This is a genomic window from Micromonospora sp. NPDC002717 (assembly GCF_040295705.1).
GTDB lineage: Bacteria > Actinomycetota > Actinomycetes > Mycobacteriales > Micromonosporaceae > Micromonospora.
Genome location: NZ_JBEOVW010000006.1, coordinates 196,086 through 210,765, shown reverse-complemented (window position 1 = coordinate 210,765; position 14,680 = coordinate 196,086). Strand labels below are relative to the sequence as shown.

General features: G+C 75.6%; 15 protein-coding genes and 1 pseudogene. 6 read left to right on the top strand and 10 right to left on the bottom strand.

The window, feature by feature from the left end; genetic code table 11:
- Positions 1–38: 38 nt before the first annotated feature.
- From ABT006_RS11900 to ABT006_RS11890, 3 genes are all read right to left on the bottom strand, one after another.
- Positions 39–626, bottom strand: coding sequence for a hypothetical protein (locus tag ABT006_RS11900; protein WP_350705456.1), 588 nt, complete (start codon positions 624–626; stop codon positions 39–41).
- Positions 627–903: 277 nt separating this feature from the next.
- Positions 904–1,368: a DUF6194 family protein gene (locus tag ABT006_RS11895; protein ID WP_350705454.1), complete on the bottom strand. Its 465-nt coding sequence runs from the start codon at positions 1,366–1,368 to the stop codon at positions 904–906.
- A 164-nt stretch (positions 1,369–1,532) separates the two neighbouring features.
- Positions 1,533–2,363 carry a nitroreductase/quinone reductase family protein gene (locus ABT006_RS11890; protein ID WP_350705452.1) on the bottom strand — a complete coding sequence of 277 codons (831 nt, stop codon included), beginning with the start codon at positions 2,361–2,363 and terminating at the stop codon, positions 1,533–1,535.
- A gap of 317 nt (positions 2,364–2,680) precedes the next feature.
- Between ABT006_RS11890 and ABT006_RS11885 the strand changes: the two genes are divergently transcribed.
- The gene (locus tag ABT006_RS11885) at positions 2,681–3,256 is read left to right on the top strand and encodes a maleylpyruvate isomerase N-terminal domain-containing protein (RefSeq protein ID WP_502890914.1); all 576 of its coding nucleotides are present in this window, start codon (positions 2,681–2,683) and stop codon (positions 3,254–3,256) included.
- A 6-nt stretch (positions 3,257–3,262) separates the two neighbouring features.
- Here the strand turns inward: ABT006_RS11885 and ABT006_RS11880 are convergent, their stop codons facing one another.
- Both ABT006_RS11880 and ABT006_RS11875 read right to left on the bottom strand, forming a co-directional pair.
- On the bottom strand, positions 3,263–3,742 hold the full coding sequence (locus ABT006_RS11880; RefSeq protein ID WP_350705450.1) for a DnaJ family domain-containing protein: 480 nt from the start codon (positions 3,740–3,742) through the stop codon (positions 3,263–3,265).
- A 94-nt stretch (positions 3,743–3,836) separates the two neighbouring features.
- Complete coding sequence (locus ABT006_RS11875) at positions 3,837–4,367, bottom strand: GNAT family N-acetyltransferase (protein WP_350705449.1); 531 nt, start codon at positions 4,365–4,367, stop codon at positions 3,837–3,839.
- Between the two features lie 219 nt (positions 4,368–4,586).
- Here ABT006_RS11875 and ABT006_RS11870 point away from each other — a divergent pair, with 219 nt between their 5' ends.
- Positions 4,587–5,576 carry an NAD(P)/FAD-dependent oxidoreductase gene (locus ABT006_RS11870; RefSeq protein WP_350705447.1) on the top strand — a complete coding sequence of 330 codons (990 nt, stop codon included), beginning with the start codon at positions 4,587–4,589 and terminating at the stop codon, positions 5,574–5,576.
- 33 nt (positions 5,577–5,609) lie between these two features.
- A complete protein-coding gene (locus ABT006_RS11865) occupies positions 5,610–6,260 on the top strand; it encodes a LysE family translocator (RefSeq protein ID WP_350705445.1) in 651 nt (216 codons plus the stop codon).
- Positions 6,261–6,329: 69 nt separating this feature from the next.
- Here ABT006_RS11865 and ABT006_RS11860 read toward each other — a convergent pair whose 3' ends face one another.
- Positions 6,330–6,839, bottom strand: a complete 510-nt coding sequence (locus ABT006_RS11860; protein ID WP_350705443.1) for an NUDIX hydrolase — start codon at positions 6,837–6,839, stop codon at positions 6,330–6,332.
- Positions 6,840–6,944: 105 nt separating this feature from the next.
- Here ABT006_RS11860 and ABT006_RS11855 point away from each other — a divergent pair, with 105 nt between their 5' ends.
- A complete protein-coding gene (locus ABT006_RS11855; RefSeq protein ID WP_350705441.1) occupies positions 6,945–8,102 on the top strand; it encodes a coiled-coil domain-containing protein in 1,158 nt (385 codons plus the stop codon).
- Between the two features lie 195 nt (positions 8,103–8,297).
- Positions 8,298–8,888: a pyridoxamine 5'-phosphate oxidase family protein gene (locus ABT006_RS11850; RefSeq protein ID WP_350705439.1), complete on the top strand. Its 591-nt coding sequence runs from the start codon at positions 8,298–8,300 to the stop codon at positions 8,886–8,888.
- A gap of 113 nt (positions 8,889–9,001) precedes the next feature.
- On the opposite strand, the gene ABT006_RS11845 is transcribed toward ABT006_RS11850, so the two are convergent.
- The gene (locus ABT006_RS11845) at positions 9,002–10,483 is read right to left on the bottom strand and encodes a peptide MFS transporter (RefSeq protein WP_350705437.1); all 1,482 of its coding nucleotides are present in this window, start codon (positions 10,481–10,483) and stop codon (positions 9,002–9,004) included.
- A gap of 221 nt (positions 10,484–10,704) precedes the next feature.
- Between ABT006_RS11845 and ABT006_RS11840 the strand changes: the two genes are divergently transcribed.
- Positions 10,705–11,046: an RNA polymerase-binding protein RbpA gene (locus ABT006_RS11840; protein WP_046564157.1), complete on the top strand. Its 342-nt coding sequence runs from the start codon at positions 10,705–10,707 to the stop codon at positions 11,044–11,046.
- Between the two features lie 183 nt (positions 11,047–11,229).
- Here the strand turns inward: ABT006_RS11840 and ABT006_RS11835 are convergent, their stop codons facing one another.
- From ABT006_RS11835 to lnt, 3 genes and pseudogenes are all read right to left on the bottom strand, one after another.
- Positions 11,230–11,757: an FxsA family protein gene (locus ABT006_RS11835; RefSeq protein ID WP_350705435.1), complete on the bottom strand. Its 528-nt coding sequence runs from the start codon at positions 11,755–11,757 to the stop codon at positions 11,230–11,232.
- A gap of 70 nt (positions 11,758–11,827) precedes the next feature.
- Positions 11,828–12,637, bottom strand: a complete 810-nt coding sequence (locus ABT006_RS11830) for a polyprenol monophosphomannose synthase (protein ID WP_350705433.1) — start codon at positions 12,635–12,637, stop codon at positions 11,828–11,830.
- Positions 12,631–14,400, bottom strand: a pseudogene (gene lnt, locus ABT006_RS11825) (apolipoprotein N-acyltransferase); the annotation flags it as partial. The pseudogene lnt and the gene ABT006_RS11830, both read right to left, overlap by 7 nt.
- Positions 14,401–14,680 lie beyond the last annotated feature (280 nt).

Genomic DNA, 14,680 nt, shown 5'->3' with positions numbered 1-14,680 from the left:
GCCCCTGGCGCTGTATCGCGAGTCGGGCTCCACACGGCTCAGCGGTACTGAGGTTGTTCATCTGCCGGGTGGGCCGGGACGACGTCCAACTGTGAATCACCGATGAGCGCGTCGATGGCGGCCTGTTCGGCGCCGATCCCGGCCCAGTGCGGGTCGACGTCGCTGGCGAAACACCAGCGGCGGTCGGCCGGCCAGACGAAGGCCGGCGGAGCGATCGGCCGACCGCCACCGAGGTCGGCTTCCCAGGCGTCGACGTCGTGCAGCGCGCCGCGCAGCAGCGCGTACCGGCGGTGGGGGATCTCGACGAGTGGGCCGTGCCGCACGTCCGGTGGCAGCGGGATATCCGAATACCCCTCCCACACGCAGAAGTAGCAGTCCTGCGGGGTGGAGGTGAACCGCGCGAGCAGGCGCAGCGCCCGACGTGCCTGGGTGATGTCCGACGGATGCCCGGCGGGAACGTCGACGTCCGCCTCGTCCTGACCGGGCGCGACAGGATCAGGGATGAAACGGAGCCGGCCGAACGCCTCGAAGCCCGCCGGGCCGAAGGTCATCAACTGGGTGGCCGGCGTGCCAGACCGGACGAGCCAGTCCGCGGCGGTCGTGTCTGGACAGAATGCGAGTGTCATCGTCACTGCTGCTCACCGTGCCTGCTCGCCGATCGATCGTCGGTTCGGACACTACCCCCGCCGCGTGCTGGCTCACCCCGTCGGCACGAGTCGGTAGACCACGCAGACTCGGCGTCGGCCGCTCCACCCTCTACCGGGCACTACAACCCGCCGACCAGGCAATTACGGCTTAGCGCCGGATCCACTGCCGTTGGCCCTCAAGGGCCGACCCGCCGAAGCTAACCCCGCGGTGCGACACCCGAGGTGGAACGCGCCGACCGGCCCGGAGACCGTCCGCTCAGGACGGGGTGCGGCGGGCCCGGTGGTTGGCGTGCTTGCGGACCGCGAAGTCGTACGCGTCGGCCAGCAGCGCGCGCACCGTGCCCAGGGTCGCCTCGCCGGGGTTCACCACGCACACCCAGTGTTGCGCCGCGTAGACCGGATGCGGCAGCACGACGTCCGTCGCCGCGTGGTCAACGCGCGCGTCCGTCTCGCCGTGCTCGCCCCGTGTTGACGGGGCCCCGAACAGGGCCGCGTACCCGGACCGGGTCAATCCGATGTTGAGCCGCCAGAAGCCCGGCCGGCTCAACGCGGAGACGGTGTCGTAGTGGTCGCCGGTCACGATCGTCGCGAACGGCAACTGCCGCTCGGCCGGCAGGTCCCGTTGCGGGTCGTAGAGGAAGAAGGTGTCCCCGCCCGCCTCGGGTGCGGTCACTCCGGCGAAGGTCCGGCAGATGTGGCGCTTCATGTCGTCGACGTCCATGCCTCAAGTTTTTCATTGAAATGCTTATTGAGACATGCGTGCCGTTTGTCCATGTTTGCAAGCGCTAACCCTCAACTCGGGGCGCAACCGGCCGCGCGCCGCAACGACCGCGCGCCCCCGGCGGCGGGCGATGCCGCCGGGGGCGCGCGCACCACGGGTGGCCGCTAGCCGGTCGCGTCGAGGACGGGGATGAGCTGCTCCTCCTCGTACGCCAGATGGGCCTCCAGCTCGACGGTGAGCCGCGCGACCTCCCGGCGGACCCCGGCCGGGTCGGCGTCGGGGGCGCCGACGACCTGCTGGAGGCGTGCGACGAGCGCCGCGATCCGTTGGTGTTCCTCGCGCAGCCGCGCCAGGGTCGGGGCGAGGTCGGGGCGTTGCCCGTCGAGGGCGGCGAACATGCCGTCGTCCTCGTTGGTGTGGTGGTGGTGCAGGCCCTGGCAGACGGTCAGGCAGTTCACCCGCAGCTGCGCGCCCAGGCCCGGGCCGGAGCGGTCGACCTCGTCGCGGATCAGCGCGAGTTCCCGCCGGAACGCGTCGTGGACCAGTTTGAGCGCCGCGCCCCAGGACGACGCGTTCGGCGGCCCGCCCGCCACCTGGCGCAACGCCAGCACCGGGATCACCCGCGACGTCTTCGCCTGGTACGCGGCCCAGCCCGGGTCGGCCTCCACGGCCCGGGCGAAGACCGCGTCGCGTTCGTCCCCGGTCAGCACCTCCGCGCGCGCCTGGTAGGTGAAGACGCCGTCCTCCACGGTGGCGAGCGGGTCGGCGCGCAGGTTGTGGTACCAGTCCGGGTGCTTCGGGCCGCCTCCGGCGGAGGCGATGACCAGGATGCGGTCCGAGTCGGGCAGGTAGCCGACCGGGGTGGTGTGCGGGGCTCCGGAGCGGGCCCCGGTGGTGGTGAGCAGGATGAGCCGGGCGCCCTCGAAGGGGCCGCTGACGCGGCCGGCGTTGGCGCGGAACTCGTCGATGATCTGCTGGTTGAAGTCGTTGGGCATGCTCTGCTTTCTGCTGTGCAGGAGGAGTGGGGCCACGGTGGATCGCCCGTCCGGCGACCGGTGGCGGCGAAGGTGGAGTCGCGCCGGCGTGGACGGTGGGAGGGGCGCGCGAGGCGGTGGACGCGACGTCGACACCGGAAGATGTGGCGCATCGGCGGGCCGCGGGCCCGCCCCCGGCTCACCGGATGGCCGGGTGCCCTGTCCGCTCGTGGCCCATGGCCGACCCGGCAGTCACGGGTCCGACCCTAGCGGCCCGCGGCGGCCGAGGGCAACGATGTTCGGTTGCGCCGGCGGTGGGACGCTGGCACGGTCGGGGGATGATCGAACTGACCGGCGCCGACGTGGACCGCGCGGTGGCCGAGATGACCGCCGTCCTCGGCCCGCACACCGGACGGGACTGGAGCGTGCCCGCCGGCGGGTTGGAGTGGAGCTGCTGGACCACCGCCGCGCACGTGGCGCACGACCTGCTGGCGTACGCCGGTCAGGTCGCCGGGCGACCCGATGCGGCATACCTGCCGTTCGACCTGGTCGTCTCCCCCGCCGCCGGGCCGGCCGAGGTGCTGCGGGTCGTCGCCGCCTGCGGTGGGCTGCTGCGGGTGGCGGTCGACGCCGCCGCGCCGCAGACGCGAGCCTGGCACTTCGGCCCGTGCGACCCGGCGGGCTTCGCCGCGATGGGGGTGGCGGAGACGCTGCTGCACACCGACGACATCGCCCGTGGTCTCGGCGTGCCGTGGCAGCCGCCGGAGCGGCTCAGCGCCGGCGTCGTGCGTCGGCTCTTCCCGGACGCCCCCGCCGGGCCGGCGCCGCAGGTGCTGCGGTGGCTGACCGGCCGCGGCGAGCTGCCCGGCCGGCCGCGGCGCACCTCGTGGTCGTGGCGGGCCGCGGTGGCGTGACGCGGGCTACGCCGCCCGGCGGCGCCAGGGCAGGCGCCAGGCCCGACGGGGTCTGCCGCGCGGCGGGGCGGGTGGCGCGGGCTCCGGTGCCGGCGCGGCGGCGGGATGCCGCTCGGCTCGCCAGCGGCGTACGACGTCGTCGGCGTTGACCGGCCGCACGGTGACCCGCGGACCGGTGGGCATGCGCAGCCAGGAGATGATCGCGGCGTTCAGGTCGGCGACGAAGGCGCGCACCGACTCCTCGGTGGGCAGGTCGCGCACCTCGTCGGGCACCTGCTCGACGCGGCGGCGCAGTTGCAGCGGGGTCGGCAGCAGCAGGTCCGTCGGGAGCTTCTCCCGTTCCAGGAAGCTCTTGATCCACCACGACTCGTCGTACGGCTCGCCACGGCCGGGGATCGGCTTGCCCGCGCCGGGCAGGTTGTCGAACTCGCCCTGCTCCTGGGCCGCGCGGATCCGCGCCTCGACCGTCGCTTCCCAGTTGTCCACCCGCCGACACCTCCCCGGCCCACGGTAACGCGGCCCCCGCTGTCGGGGCCGCCGGAAGGGACAGCGCGGTGGCGGTGCCGGGCATTCCCGGCGGTCAGGCCCAGCGGGCGTGCCGGTGGCCGTCGCGGGGAAACGGCGGGCGGGCCGCCAGCACCTCCTGGAAGCGGTAGCCGGCCTTCTCGGCGACCCGGCAGGACGCCGGGTTGTCGATCTGGTGCATCAGTTCCAGCCGCCGCAGGCCGGCGAACCGGGCGAACGCCCAGCCGGTGACCGCGTCCAGGGCGTGCGGGGCGATGCCCCGGCCCCGGGCGGGCGCGGCCGTCCAGTAGCCGACCTCGGCGTCCCCGCGCCCCGCGGCGGCGTTCTTGAGCACCACCTGGGCGACCAGGGTCTCGCCGGCGGGGTGCGGCTCGATCACGGCGAAGCTGAACCGGCACCCGTCGTCCCAGTCGCGTCGAGCCGCGGCCACGAAGCGGCGCGCCTCGGCGGTCGTGGTCACCGGCGCCCGGGTCCAGCGCAGCAGCACGGGGTCCCGGTACGCCGCCACCAGGGCGTCGGCGTCGTCGTCGCGCCAGGGACGCAACGACAGTTCCGGCAGGGTCGGGGTGGCCGGTGCGCGCAGCATCGGCCCAGTCTCCCCGCTGCCGTCGCCGCCGTGGGGGCGCGGGCCGGGCGCCCCCCGCGCTGCCGGCCCGGTCGCACCGCCGACGTCGGGCGGCGGGCTCGGCCCGACCGCACCCGAGTTTTGCCGTTCCGGCAACGATGTTTGCCGCTCGCGTCGCTCCCGGCGGACAGTCGGGTCGGCGGCGGGCGTGGGATCCGCCGACGACGGAGGGAGAGTTCCGTGCGTGAGACGTACGACGTGGTGGTCGTGGGCGGCGGCGCGGCCGGGCTGAGCGGGGCGTTGGCCCTGACCCGGGCCCGCCGCTCGGTGCTGGTCGTGGACGCGGGCGAGCCGCGCAACGCGCCGGCCGGGCACGTGCACAACTACCTGGCCCGCGAGGGCACGCCACCGGGCGAGCTGCTGGCGGCCGGCCGGGCCGAGGTGGCCGGCTACGGCGGGAAGTTCGTCCACGGCGCCGTCCGCTCGGCGGTGCCGCGCGACGGCGGCGGGTTCCGTGTGGCCCTCGCCGACGGCCGCACGGTCGACGCCCGGCGGCTGCTGGTGACCACCGGCCTGGTCGACGAGCTGCCCGACGTGCCGGGGCTGGCCGAGCGGTGGGGCCGCGACGTGCTGCACTGCCCGTACTGCCACGGGTGGGAGGCGCGCGACAAGCCGCTGGTGGTGCTGGCCACCGGCCCGCTGGCCGCGCACCAGGCGCTGCTGTGGCGGCACTGGAGCGCCGACGTGACGGTCGTACGGCACGGCGGATGCGCGTTCACCGCCGAGGAGGACGAGCAGCTCGCGGCCCGCGGCGTGCGGGTGGTCGACGGTCCCGTCGCCGCGCTCGAGGTCGCCGGTGACGCGCTCATCGGCGTGCGGTTGGCCGGCGGCGAGGTGCTGCCGTGCGGGGCGGTGGTGGTGGCTCCCCGCTTCCACGCCCGCGCCGACGTGCTGACGTCGCTCGGCCTCGCGGCGGTGGAGCAGCAGATGGGCGGCCAGGTGATCGGCAGCGCCGTCCCGTCCGACCCGACGGGGGCGACCGCGGTCCCCGGCGTGTGGGTGGCCGGCAACGTCACGGACCCGCGCGCCCAGGTGGTCACCTCCGTGTCCGCCGGTTCGGCGGCCGGCGCGGCGATCAACGCCGACCTGGTCGCCGAGGAGACCCGCGCGGCCGTCGCGGCCCGCCGGGCGCCCGATGCCGGACGCCGGCCGACGGGAGCCCGGGCGTAGTGTCGGCGGCAGCCGAGTGGGACGGGGGTCGACATGGTCGGTACGGGTGCGCTCGTGGGTATCGCGCTGGTGGCGCTGGGGCTGGTGCTGACCCCCGGCCCGAACATGGTCTACCTGGTCTCCCGGTCGGTGACCCAGGGTCGACGGGCCGGGCTGGTCTCGCTGCTCGGCGTCGCCGCCGGGTTCGGCGTCTACCTGGTCGCCGCGGTCGCCGGCATCGCCACGGTGTTCGTGCTGGTGCCCGCCCTCTACACGGCGGTCAAGCTGGCCGGGGCGGCGTACCTGCTGTGGCTGGCCTGGCAGGCGCTGCGCCCCGGCGGGCAGTCGCCGTTCACGCCGGCGCCGCTGCCGCCCGACCCGGCTCGGCGGCTGTTCACGATGGGCCTGGTCACCAACCTGCTCAACCCGAAGATCGCGATCCTGTACGTGTCGCTGCTGCCGCAGTTCATCGACCCGGCCCGGGGCCACGTCGCGGCGCAGAGCCTGGTGCTGGGGCTGACCCAGATCGCGGTGGCGCTCACGGTGAACGCGCTGATCGTGCTCACCGCCGGTGCGCTCGCCGGGTTCTTCGCCCGCCGGCCGCTGTGGCTGAGGGTGCAGCGGCTGCTGACGGGCACGGTCCTGGCGGCGCTGGCGGTGCGGATCGCCGCCGACAGGTCCCGCGCCGCCGTCGCCATGCCCTGACGCCACACCCCGACGTGCCGTGCCCACCGCCGACACGGTGGGCAGGTAGCCGGGGCGCTGACGGTCCGTTCAGAGCGCGTCGGGCTGGTCGAGCGCCGGGTGCCGCTCGCCGGGCGGGGCGTGCCAGGTGGGGGCGTCCTCGCGCAGGGTGGTGTCGATGCGCAGCCGCGCCCAGTCGTCGAGCTCGGGCAGGTCGGCCGGGTCGAACCAGCCCACCTCGAGGGACTCGTCGTCGTTGACCCGCGGTTCGCCGCCCACCGCGTGGCACCGGAACCACACGTTCAGGTACTCGCAGGCGTCGCCGTTGGGGTAGACGACCCGGTGCGTGGCGACGCCGCCGACCCGGCCGATGCGTACGTGCACGCCGGTCTCCTCGTACACCTCCCGTAGGACGGCGTCGGCCGGCTGCTCGCCGGGGTCGATGAGGCCGGCGGGCAGGGACCAGCGGCCGTTGTCGGCGCGCCGTGCCAGCAGCAGCCGGCCGGCGTCGTCGCGGACGACCGCGCTGACGCTGGGCAGCAGAAGCAGGTCCGTGCCGACGTGGGCGCGCAGCTTCGCGACGTACGGGGAGACGGCCACACCGGACACGCTAGTCGGCGGCGGCGCGGTGCCGGCGGACCATCCCGCACAGGGGTCGGCCGCTGTGCCGGCTGCGGCCGGGCAGCGCAGTAGAATCCGCCCTCGATGGACGCCCAGCCCGCCGCCGCCGACACCCGCCCCTGCGCCCACTGTGGTCGGGAGGTGCCGCAGCGCGTCGGCGCGGGCCGGCCGTTCCGCTACTGCCGCGACAACGACGGCGCCTGCCAGCGGGCCTCACGCAACAGCCGGATGCGGCACCGCAACGCCCCCGGCCTGCCCGGCCAGGTGGCCCGCACCTGGGAGGCCGTGGACCGGCTGGAGCAGGTCGCGGAGACCCTCGCCGAGGCGCTGCACGCCGAGCTGTCCCCGGTCGGCGTGGAACGCCAGCTGGCGCAGGCCCGCGCCGACGCGGCGACCCAGGTGGCGGCGGCGCAGACCGAGCGGGACGAGGCCCGCCGCGACGCCGAGGACGCCGCCGCGGCGGCCGTCCGGGCCCGCGAGGAGGCCCGGTCGGCCGCCGCCGAGCGGGACACCGCCCGCGAGGAGGCCCGACGCGCCGCCGAGCAGGCCACGACGGCGGCCGAGCGCGCCGACCGGGCCGAGGCGGCCCGCGACGAGGCCCGCCGGCAGGCCAGCGCCGCGGAGGCGCTGCGGACACAGGCCGAACGCGACCGCGACGCGGCCCGCCACGAGCTGCGTGCCCTGCGCGCCGACCTGGACGCGGAGCGCCGCCGGGCCGCCGACCTGACGGGCGAGCGGGACGCCGCCCGCGGCGACGCCGACCGGGCGGCCCGCGACGCCGCCGAGGCGCTCGACCGGGCGCAGCGCCTGCACGCCGACGCCGAGGCGGCCCGCGAGCAGGCCGAGCAGGCGCGCGAACAGGCCAAGCAGGCGCGCGAGCAGGCCGAGCAGGCGCGGGCCGAGGCCGCCGCGGCCCGGACGGCGGCCGCCGAGGCGGCGCGGGCCCGGCAGGAGGCCGAGGCGGCGCGCGCGCAGGCCGGGGCGGAGGCCGACCGCGCCCGCGCGGACCTGGCGGCGCTCGCCGGCCGCCACGACACGCTGGGCGCGGAGCTGGCCGCCGCGCGGGACGCCGCGACCGCCGCGCAGGGCCGGCTCGACGAGCTGGCGGTACGGCTGCGCGCCGCCGAGACCGACCGCGACGAGGCGCACCGGCGGGTGGCCCAGCTCGCCGAGCAGGTGGGCCACCTCGCCGCCGCCCTGGCCCACCTCGGCCCCCGCGACGCGGGCCGGCCGACCACCTGAACCGTCCCGACGAGCCGACGGTCTGCGCCGGCCCGACTGGCCGACAGTCCGGGCCGGCCCGGCTCCGGCGGGGCCGGCACGCCTCTCCCGGTGGGGGCGCGCCCGTCGTCCGGGCGGGGACGGCGGTGTCCGGGGGGTGGGACGCCACCGACCGCGGGGCAACGGCGACAGTCGCGACGGGACGATGATGGCCGGGTGGGAAAGACACACGAACGCATCGAGGGCCGGCTGCGAACCTTCATCGAGGAGCAGCCGCTGTTCTTCACCGCCACCGCGCCGTTGTCCGGCGACGGCACCATCAACCTGTCCCCCAAGGGCCTACGCGGCTCCTGGGCGGTGCTCGACGCGCACACCGTGGCGTACCTGGACTTCGCCGGCAGCAACGCCGAGACGATCGCGCACCTGCGGGAGAACGGCCGGATCACGCTGATGTGGTGCGCGTTCCAGGGGCCGCCGAACATCGTCCGGGTGCACGGGCGCGGCGAGCCGGTGTTCCGCGACGACCCCCGCTGGGCCGAGCTGATGGGCCACTTCCCGGACGTCGACGCCAGCGTGCACGGCCTGCGGGCGATCGTCGTGGTGCGGGCCGAACTGATCCGCGACACCTGCGGCTACGCGGTGCCGTTCATGACCTACGACGCCGACCGGGACCTGCACGGCAAGCGGTTCGCCCGGGAGGACGACGCCTCGCTGAGCGACTACTTCGCCGGCAAGGAGCACGTCGCCCGCAGCATCGACGGGCTGCCCGGCCTGCCGCTGCCGCTGCCCCCGACCCCGGCCGCCTGACCCGCCGCCGCACACCCGGTCCCGGCCGCGCCGGGCCCGGGCGTGCGGCCGGGCTGTCCGGCGGCGCCCGGCGGGCCTGCCGCGACGGCACGGGCACGGCCCCGCCGCCCGGGTCAGTGGATGCCGGCCATCAGGGCGCGGATGTGCCGGGCGAACATCACCGCGCCGAGCCCGAGGGCCGCCGAGGCCAGGCCGAAGGTGAGAAAGTACGTCGGCTCGGGCCAGGTGTCGGCGAGCCGGGCCACCTGCCCGCCGATCGCGTCGCCGACGGCGGTGGCGAGGAACCACAGCCCCATCATCTGGCTGGCGTACTTGACCGGCGCCAGCTTGGTGGTGGCGGACAGGCCGACGGGGCTCAGCGACAGCTCGCCGGCGACCTGGATGGCGTACACGGCCACGAGCCACCACGGCGAGACCAGGTCGCCGCCGACGGCGGCCTGGGCGGCGGCGGCCATCAGCACGAACGACAGGCCGTTGAGCACCAGGCCCACCGCGAACTTCACCGGGGTGGAGACCCGGTGGCCAAGCCGCAGCCAGAGCAGCGCGAACAGCGGCGCCCCGATGATGATCAGGATCGGGTTGACCGACTGGAGCCACGACGCGGGGAAGGTGAACCCGGCGACGTCGCGGTCGGTGTTGTCGGCGGCGAAGATGTTCAGCACCGACCCGGCCTGGTCGTAGATCAGCCAGAACGCGGCGGCGAAGACGAACAGCCACACGTACGCCTTCATCCGGCTGCGTTCGGTGGCGCTCAGCTCCCGGTCCACCATGATCCGCACGAAGTACCCGACGGTGATCAGTACGGTGGCGGCGGCGAGCAGGTTGACCACGGTGTCGACGGTGAACGCCCCGGCCACGGCGAGGACGACGACCGCGAGCGCGACCAGGGCGGCGACCGCGCCGACGCGGGTCAGCGCGCGGCGGCGGTCGGCGCCGAGCAGCGGGTCGGCGGGCCGCGCGCCCGCGTCGCCGAGGTTGTGGCGGCCCAGCACGTACTGCAGCACGCCGAAGGTCATGCCGATCGCGGCGGCCCCGAAGCCCAGATGCCAGTTGACCTTCTCGCCGAGGAAGCCGGTGACCAGTGGGGCGGCGAACCCCCCGATGTTGATGCCCATGTAGAAGATCGAGAAGCCGGCGTCGCGGCGTGGGGAGTCCCGGTCGTAGAGGTCGCCGACCATCGTCGAGATGTTGGGCTTGAGCAGGCCCGTGCCGACGACGATCAGCGTCATGCCCGCGAAGACGCTCCACCGCGTCGGGATCGCCATCACGTAGTGCCCGGCGGCGATGACGACCCCGCCCCACAGGACGCTGCGGCGGGCGCCGATGAGCCGGTCGGCGACCCAGCCGCCCGGCAGCGCCATCAGGTAGACCATCGCGTTGTAGGTGCCGTAGACGGCACTGGCGCTGGCCTCGCCCATCGCCTGCCCGTCGTCGGCCACGGACGCGGTCAGGTACAGCACCAGGATCGCCCGCATGCCGTAGAAGCTGAACCGTTCCCACATCTCGGTGAGGAAGAGGGTGGACAGCGCCCGCGGGTGCCCGAAGAACGTCCGCCCGGAGGGCGGACGGGACTGCACCGGCGCGTCACCCACCATCGCGACCTCCGCTCCACTCGGGCGGTTAACATCCCCGTTGGCAACGGAAACACTCCACCCAACCGACCCGGCCGGGGACGACCCCGCCGGGCGGCTGGCATGGCCGGCTACCCTGGTTCAGGCTCGCCCGGCGGCGCGGCAGCGCCCGGGGCGGGAATGGCCCGGCGGGAACGGACCGTTACACAGAGAAGACCAGCACCACCAACGAGGGGAAGTCGATCATGGGCGAGCGTATGCTGCGCGGAAGCCGTCTGGGCGCGGTGAGCTACGAATCCGACCGCAACACGGAGCTCGCGCCGCGTCAGACCCGCGAGTACCTCTGCGCCAAGGGTCACCAGTTCGAGGTGCCGTTCGCCGTCGACGCCGAGGTCCCCACGACCTGGGAGTGCAAGTTCGACGGCAGCGTCGCCCGGCTGGTCGACGGCAGCGAGCCGGAGCAGAAGAAGGCCAAGCCGCCGCGTACCCACTGGGACATGCTGCTGGAGCGGCGCTCCATCGCCGAGCTGGAGGACATCCTCGCCGAGCGGTTGCAGGAGGTTCGCACCCGCCGCGGCCGCGCCTGACCCGCACCGCACACACCACGGCGCCCCGGGAGCCACACTCCCGGGGCGCCGTCGTGTCCGGGCTCGTTGCGGCCGCCGTGTCCGCCCCCGGCCCGTTGCGGCTCGGAGTCCTTGGAGACGATGCCACCGGCCGGCCTCGGGCCCGTTGCGGCCGTCGTGTCCGGGATGAGTCCGGTGCCCGGATCAGTTCCGGCCGGGCTCGACGATCTCGCCCTCGATGGCCCGGCCCCCGTCGACCACGGTCGGCGGCGGCTCGGCCGTCGGGCGCGGCGTGGGCTGCGGGGCGCCCCGGCGCACCCGCACCCGGCGGGGCCCGAACAGGTCACCGGCGACCATCGACGACACCCGGCGCTCCGCGGCACGCTGCACCCCGCCGCGGGCCAGCCGACGCACCGGCGGCACCAGCAGCAACAACCCCACCAGGCCACTGACCAGGCCGGGGGTCGCCAGCAGCAGCGCGCCGACCAGCCCGACGAGACCGTCGGTGACCTGCCGACCCGGCGGCTGGCCGGCCTCCGCGGCGGCCCGGAAGCCACGCCAGGCGCGCATCCCCTCCCGGCGCAGCAGCACCAGCCCGAGCAGCGACACCGCGAACACCGCCAGCAGCGCCGAGCCGAACCCGATCGCCCGGCCCACCACGACGAACACCGCCAGCTCCAGCAGCACCGCCAGCAACAGGCCCAGCGGCACGTACCTCAGTCCTCGGCGCATCTCACCTCATCCGCCATCCGCGGCGCGGTCGGTCCGCGCAGGCACTGCGTCCAGCATGACACGCCGACGCTCAGGGCCACCGCACCTGACCGTCGGGGGTGCCGTGCAGGCCCCGCCGCACCGCCAGCCGCCGATCCTGCAGACCCCATGCGGTGATCCGCCACAGCGCTTCCGCCACGATCAGCGGGCTCATCTTGCTGCTGCCGCGTTCCCGCTCGGCGAACGTGATCGGCACCTCGACGATGCGCGCCCCGGCCTGGTGCGCCAGCCGCGACAGCTCCACCTGGAACGAGTAGCCCTGCGAACACACCGACCCCAGGTCGATCTCGTCCAGGGCGGACAGCCGGTACACCCGGTAGCCGCCGGTGGCGTCGGACACCGGCATGCCCAGCGCCAGCCGCGCGTACAGGTTGCCGCAGCGCGACAGCAGCAGCCGCCGCAGCGGCCAGTTCACCACCCGCGCGCCGGTGGTCCACCGGGAGCCGATCACCACGTCGGCGTCGCGGGCGGCCGCCAGCAGCGTGGGCAGGTCCTCGGGGGCGTGCGAGCCGTCGGCGTCCATCTCCACCACGGCGTCGAAACCACGCTCGCGGGCCCACGCGAACCCCGCCAGGTACGCCGCGCCGAGGCCCTGCTTGCCCTCGCGGTGCAGCACGTGCACGTGCGGGTCGGCGGCGGCCAGGGCGTCGGCGACCGCGCCGGTGCCGTCGGGGCTGTTGTCGTCGGCGACGAGGATCTCCACGGCCGGGGCGGCGCGGCGCACACGCGCCACGATCGACGCCACGTTGTCGGCCTCGTCGTAGGTCGGGATCACCACGAGCACCCGACCCAGCCCGGGGTGGCCGGCGCGTGGCCCTCGGGTGTCGGTCGTCTCGCCCACCGTCGCTTCCCCTCCGTCGGATTGCCGGCTGGTGTCATCCGGCGCGGTGCCGGCGGCGCAGCACGGCCGCGCCGACCAGGGCCGCCACCGCCAGGGTGGCCAGCGCCGCCTCCGGCCACAGGCCGACCCGGGTGGCCAGGGTGCGCCCGTCGTCCAGGCGCAGCTGCCGCACCACGACCGCGCGAGTGTTGAACCCGGTGGCGTCGCTTACCCGCCCGTCGGGGGCAACGAACCCGGACACTCCGACCGTGGAGGCCATCAACGCCGGCCGGCCGTGCTCGACCGCCCGCAGCCGCACCATGGCCAGCTGCTGCCGCGCCTCCGCCACGTCGAAGGTGGCGTTGTTGGTCTGCACCACCAGCAGCTGCGCCCCGCCGGTGACGGTGTCGCGGACCACCTCGTCGTAGGCGACCTCGAAGCAGATCACGTCGCCGAGCACGGCCGGGCCGGTGCGCAGCACGCCCGGCTCGGTGCCGGGCACGAAGTCGGCCCGCACCCGGTCCACCTGCTTGCTGACCATCCGGGCGAGGTCGCGCATCGGCACGTACTCGGCGAACGGCACCGGGTGCCGCTTGATGTAGACCTGCCCCAGGTCGGGGCCGGTGCCGGGCCGCCAGAGGATGCCGGCGTTGCGGACCTCGCCGTCGCCGGGGCCGCGCAGCACCGCGCCGACCAGGATCGGCGCGCCGATCGCGTCGGCGGCCCGGGAGATCAGGGCGCCGGCGCCGGCGTCGCGCAGCGGGTCGATGTCGCTGGCGTTCTCCGGCCACACCACCAGGTCGGGGCGGCGCTGACCGCCGGCGGCGACCTGCTCGGCCAGCTCGACGGTGGCGTCGACGTGGTTGCCGAGCACCGCCTTGCGTTGGGCGTTGAAGTCCAGCCCCAGCCGGGGCACGTTGCCCTGCACGATCGCCACGGTGACGGTGTCGCCGGCCCCGGCGGCGGCCACCGGCACCAGCAGCCCGGCGACGGGCACCGCGACCGCGCCGGCGGTCAGCCCGGCGATCGGCGCCCACCGCCGCCGTCCGTCCCACGGCCGCCACAGCGCCGCGACGAGCAGCCCCCCGGTCAGCGCCACCGCGAACGTCACCAGCGGCGCGCCGCCCAGCGCGGCCAGCCGCAGCAGCGGCGAGTCGTCCTGGCTGAACGCCAGCCGCCCCCACGGGAACCCGCCGAACGGGGTGCGGTCGCGCAGCGCCTCCTGCCCCACCCACAGCACGCCCGTCAGCGCCGGCCAGGCCCACCGCAGGCGGTCGGCCAGTGGGGAGGCGTACGCGCTCGCCGCGCCCAGCAGCGCCAGGTAGGCGGCCTGCAGCAGCGACAGCAGCGTCCACGGCAGGTAACCGGTGTGCAGGTTCGTCCAGCTCAGCAGCGGCGCGAACAGCGCCACCCCGGTCAGGAAGCCCAGCCCGGCGCCGGCCCGGACGCGGCGGCGGTGCGTCGCCGCGGCCAGCAGCGCCACGCCGACCGGCGCGAGCGGCCACACCCCGTACGGGGGGAACGCCGCCAGCAGCGCCAGCCCGGCGGCCACCGCCATCGGCGCGGCCACCCGCAGCGGCAGTGCCCGCGGCGCCACATCGGGCACGCGCGGGGCGTCGGCACGCGGCTGGCTGCTGTCCACGGTCGTCACGGGCACCTCACCTCGATCACAGAGCGGAAGGCTACCCGGCGGCCGGCGCGGCACCGGCGTCGCCGGTGGCGACCGGGCGGGTGAAGCAGCCGAGGAATCGCTCGGCGACCCGCCGCTCGCCGGTGACGCGCAGCGCGCCGTGGTGTTCCGCCTCGTCGCGGGGCCGGTAGCCGAACACGACCTCCAGCAGGGTGCGCGGGTCGGTGTCGACGACGGCGGCACAGCGCTCGCCGCCGTCGTCCCGGCTGATCCGCAGCCCGGCCCGGTCGGCCTCGGCGACGAACCGGTCGGCGCCCAACCGCAGCGCCACCGGCGCCACCGGCCCGCCGGCGGGGCCCGGGTCGTACGTGGTGCGCAGGGCGAGCATCAGGGCGTCGACGCTCAACCGGCCGGTGGCGGGCAGCGGCTGCCGG

Coding starts and splice junctions, on each gene's coding strand:
- ABT006_RS11895 (WP_350705454.1), bottom strand. CDS start 1,368: ATGGACGTCGACGACATGAAGCGCCACATCTGCCGGACCTTCGCCGGA.
- ABT006_RS11865 (WP_350705445.1), top strand. CDS start 5,610: ATGGTCGGTACGGGTGCGCTCGTGGGTATCGCGCTGGTGGCGCTGGGG.
- ABT006_RS11840 (WP_046564157.1), top strand. CDS start 10,705: ATGGGCGAGCGTATGCTGCGCGGAAGCCGTCTGGGCGCGGTGAGCTAC.
- ABT006_RS11875 (WP_350705449.1), bottom strand. CDS start 4,367: ATGCTGCGCGCACCGGCCACCCCGACCCTGCCGGAACTGTCGTTGCGT.
- ABT006_RS11900 (WP_350705456.1), bottom strand. CDS start 626: ATGACACTCGCATTCTGTCCAGACACGACCGCCGCGGACTGGCTCGTC.
- ABT006_RS11890 (WP_350705452.1), bottom strand. CDS start 2,363: ATGCCCAACGACTTCAACCAGCAGATCATCGACGAGTTCCGCGCCAAC.
- ABT006_RS11835 (WP_350705435.1), bottom strand. CDS start 11,757: ATGCGCCGAGGACTGAGGTACGTGCCGCTGGGCCTGTTGCTGGCGGTG.
- ABT006_RS11885 (WP_502890914.1), top strand. CDS start 2,681: ATGATCGAACTGACCGGCGCCGACGTGGACCGCGCGGTGGCCGAGATG.
- ABT006_RS11845 (WP_350705437.1), bottom strand. CDS start 10,483: ATGGTGGGTGACGCGCCGGTGCAGTCCCGTCCGCCCTCCGGGCGGACG.
- ABT006_RS11855 (WP_350705441.1), top strand. CDS start 6,945: ATGGACGCCCAGCCCGCCGCCGCCGACACCCGCCCCTGCGCCCACTGT.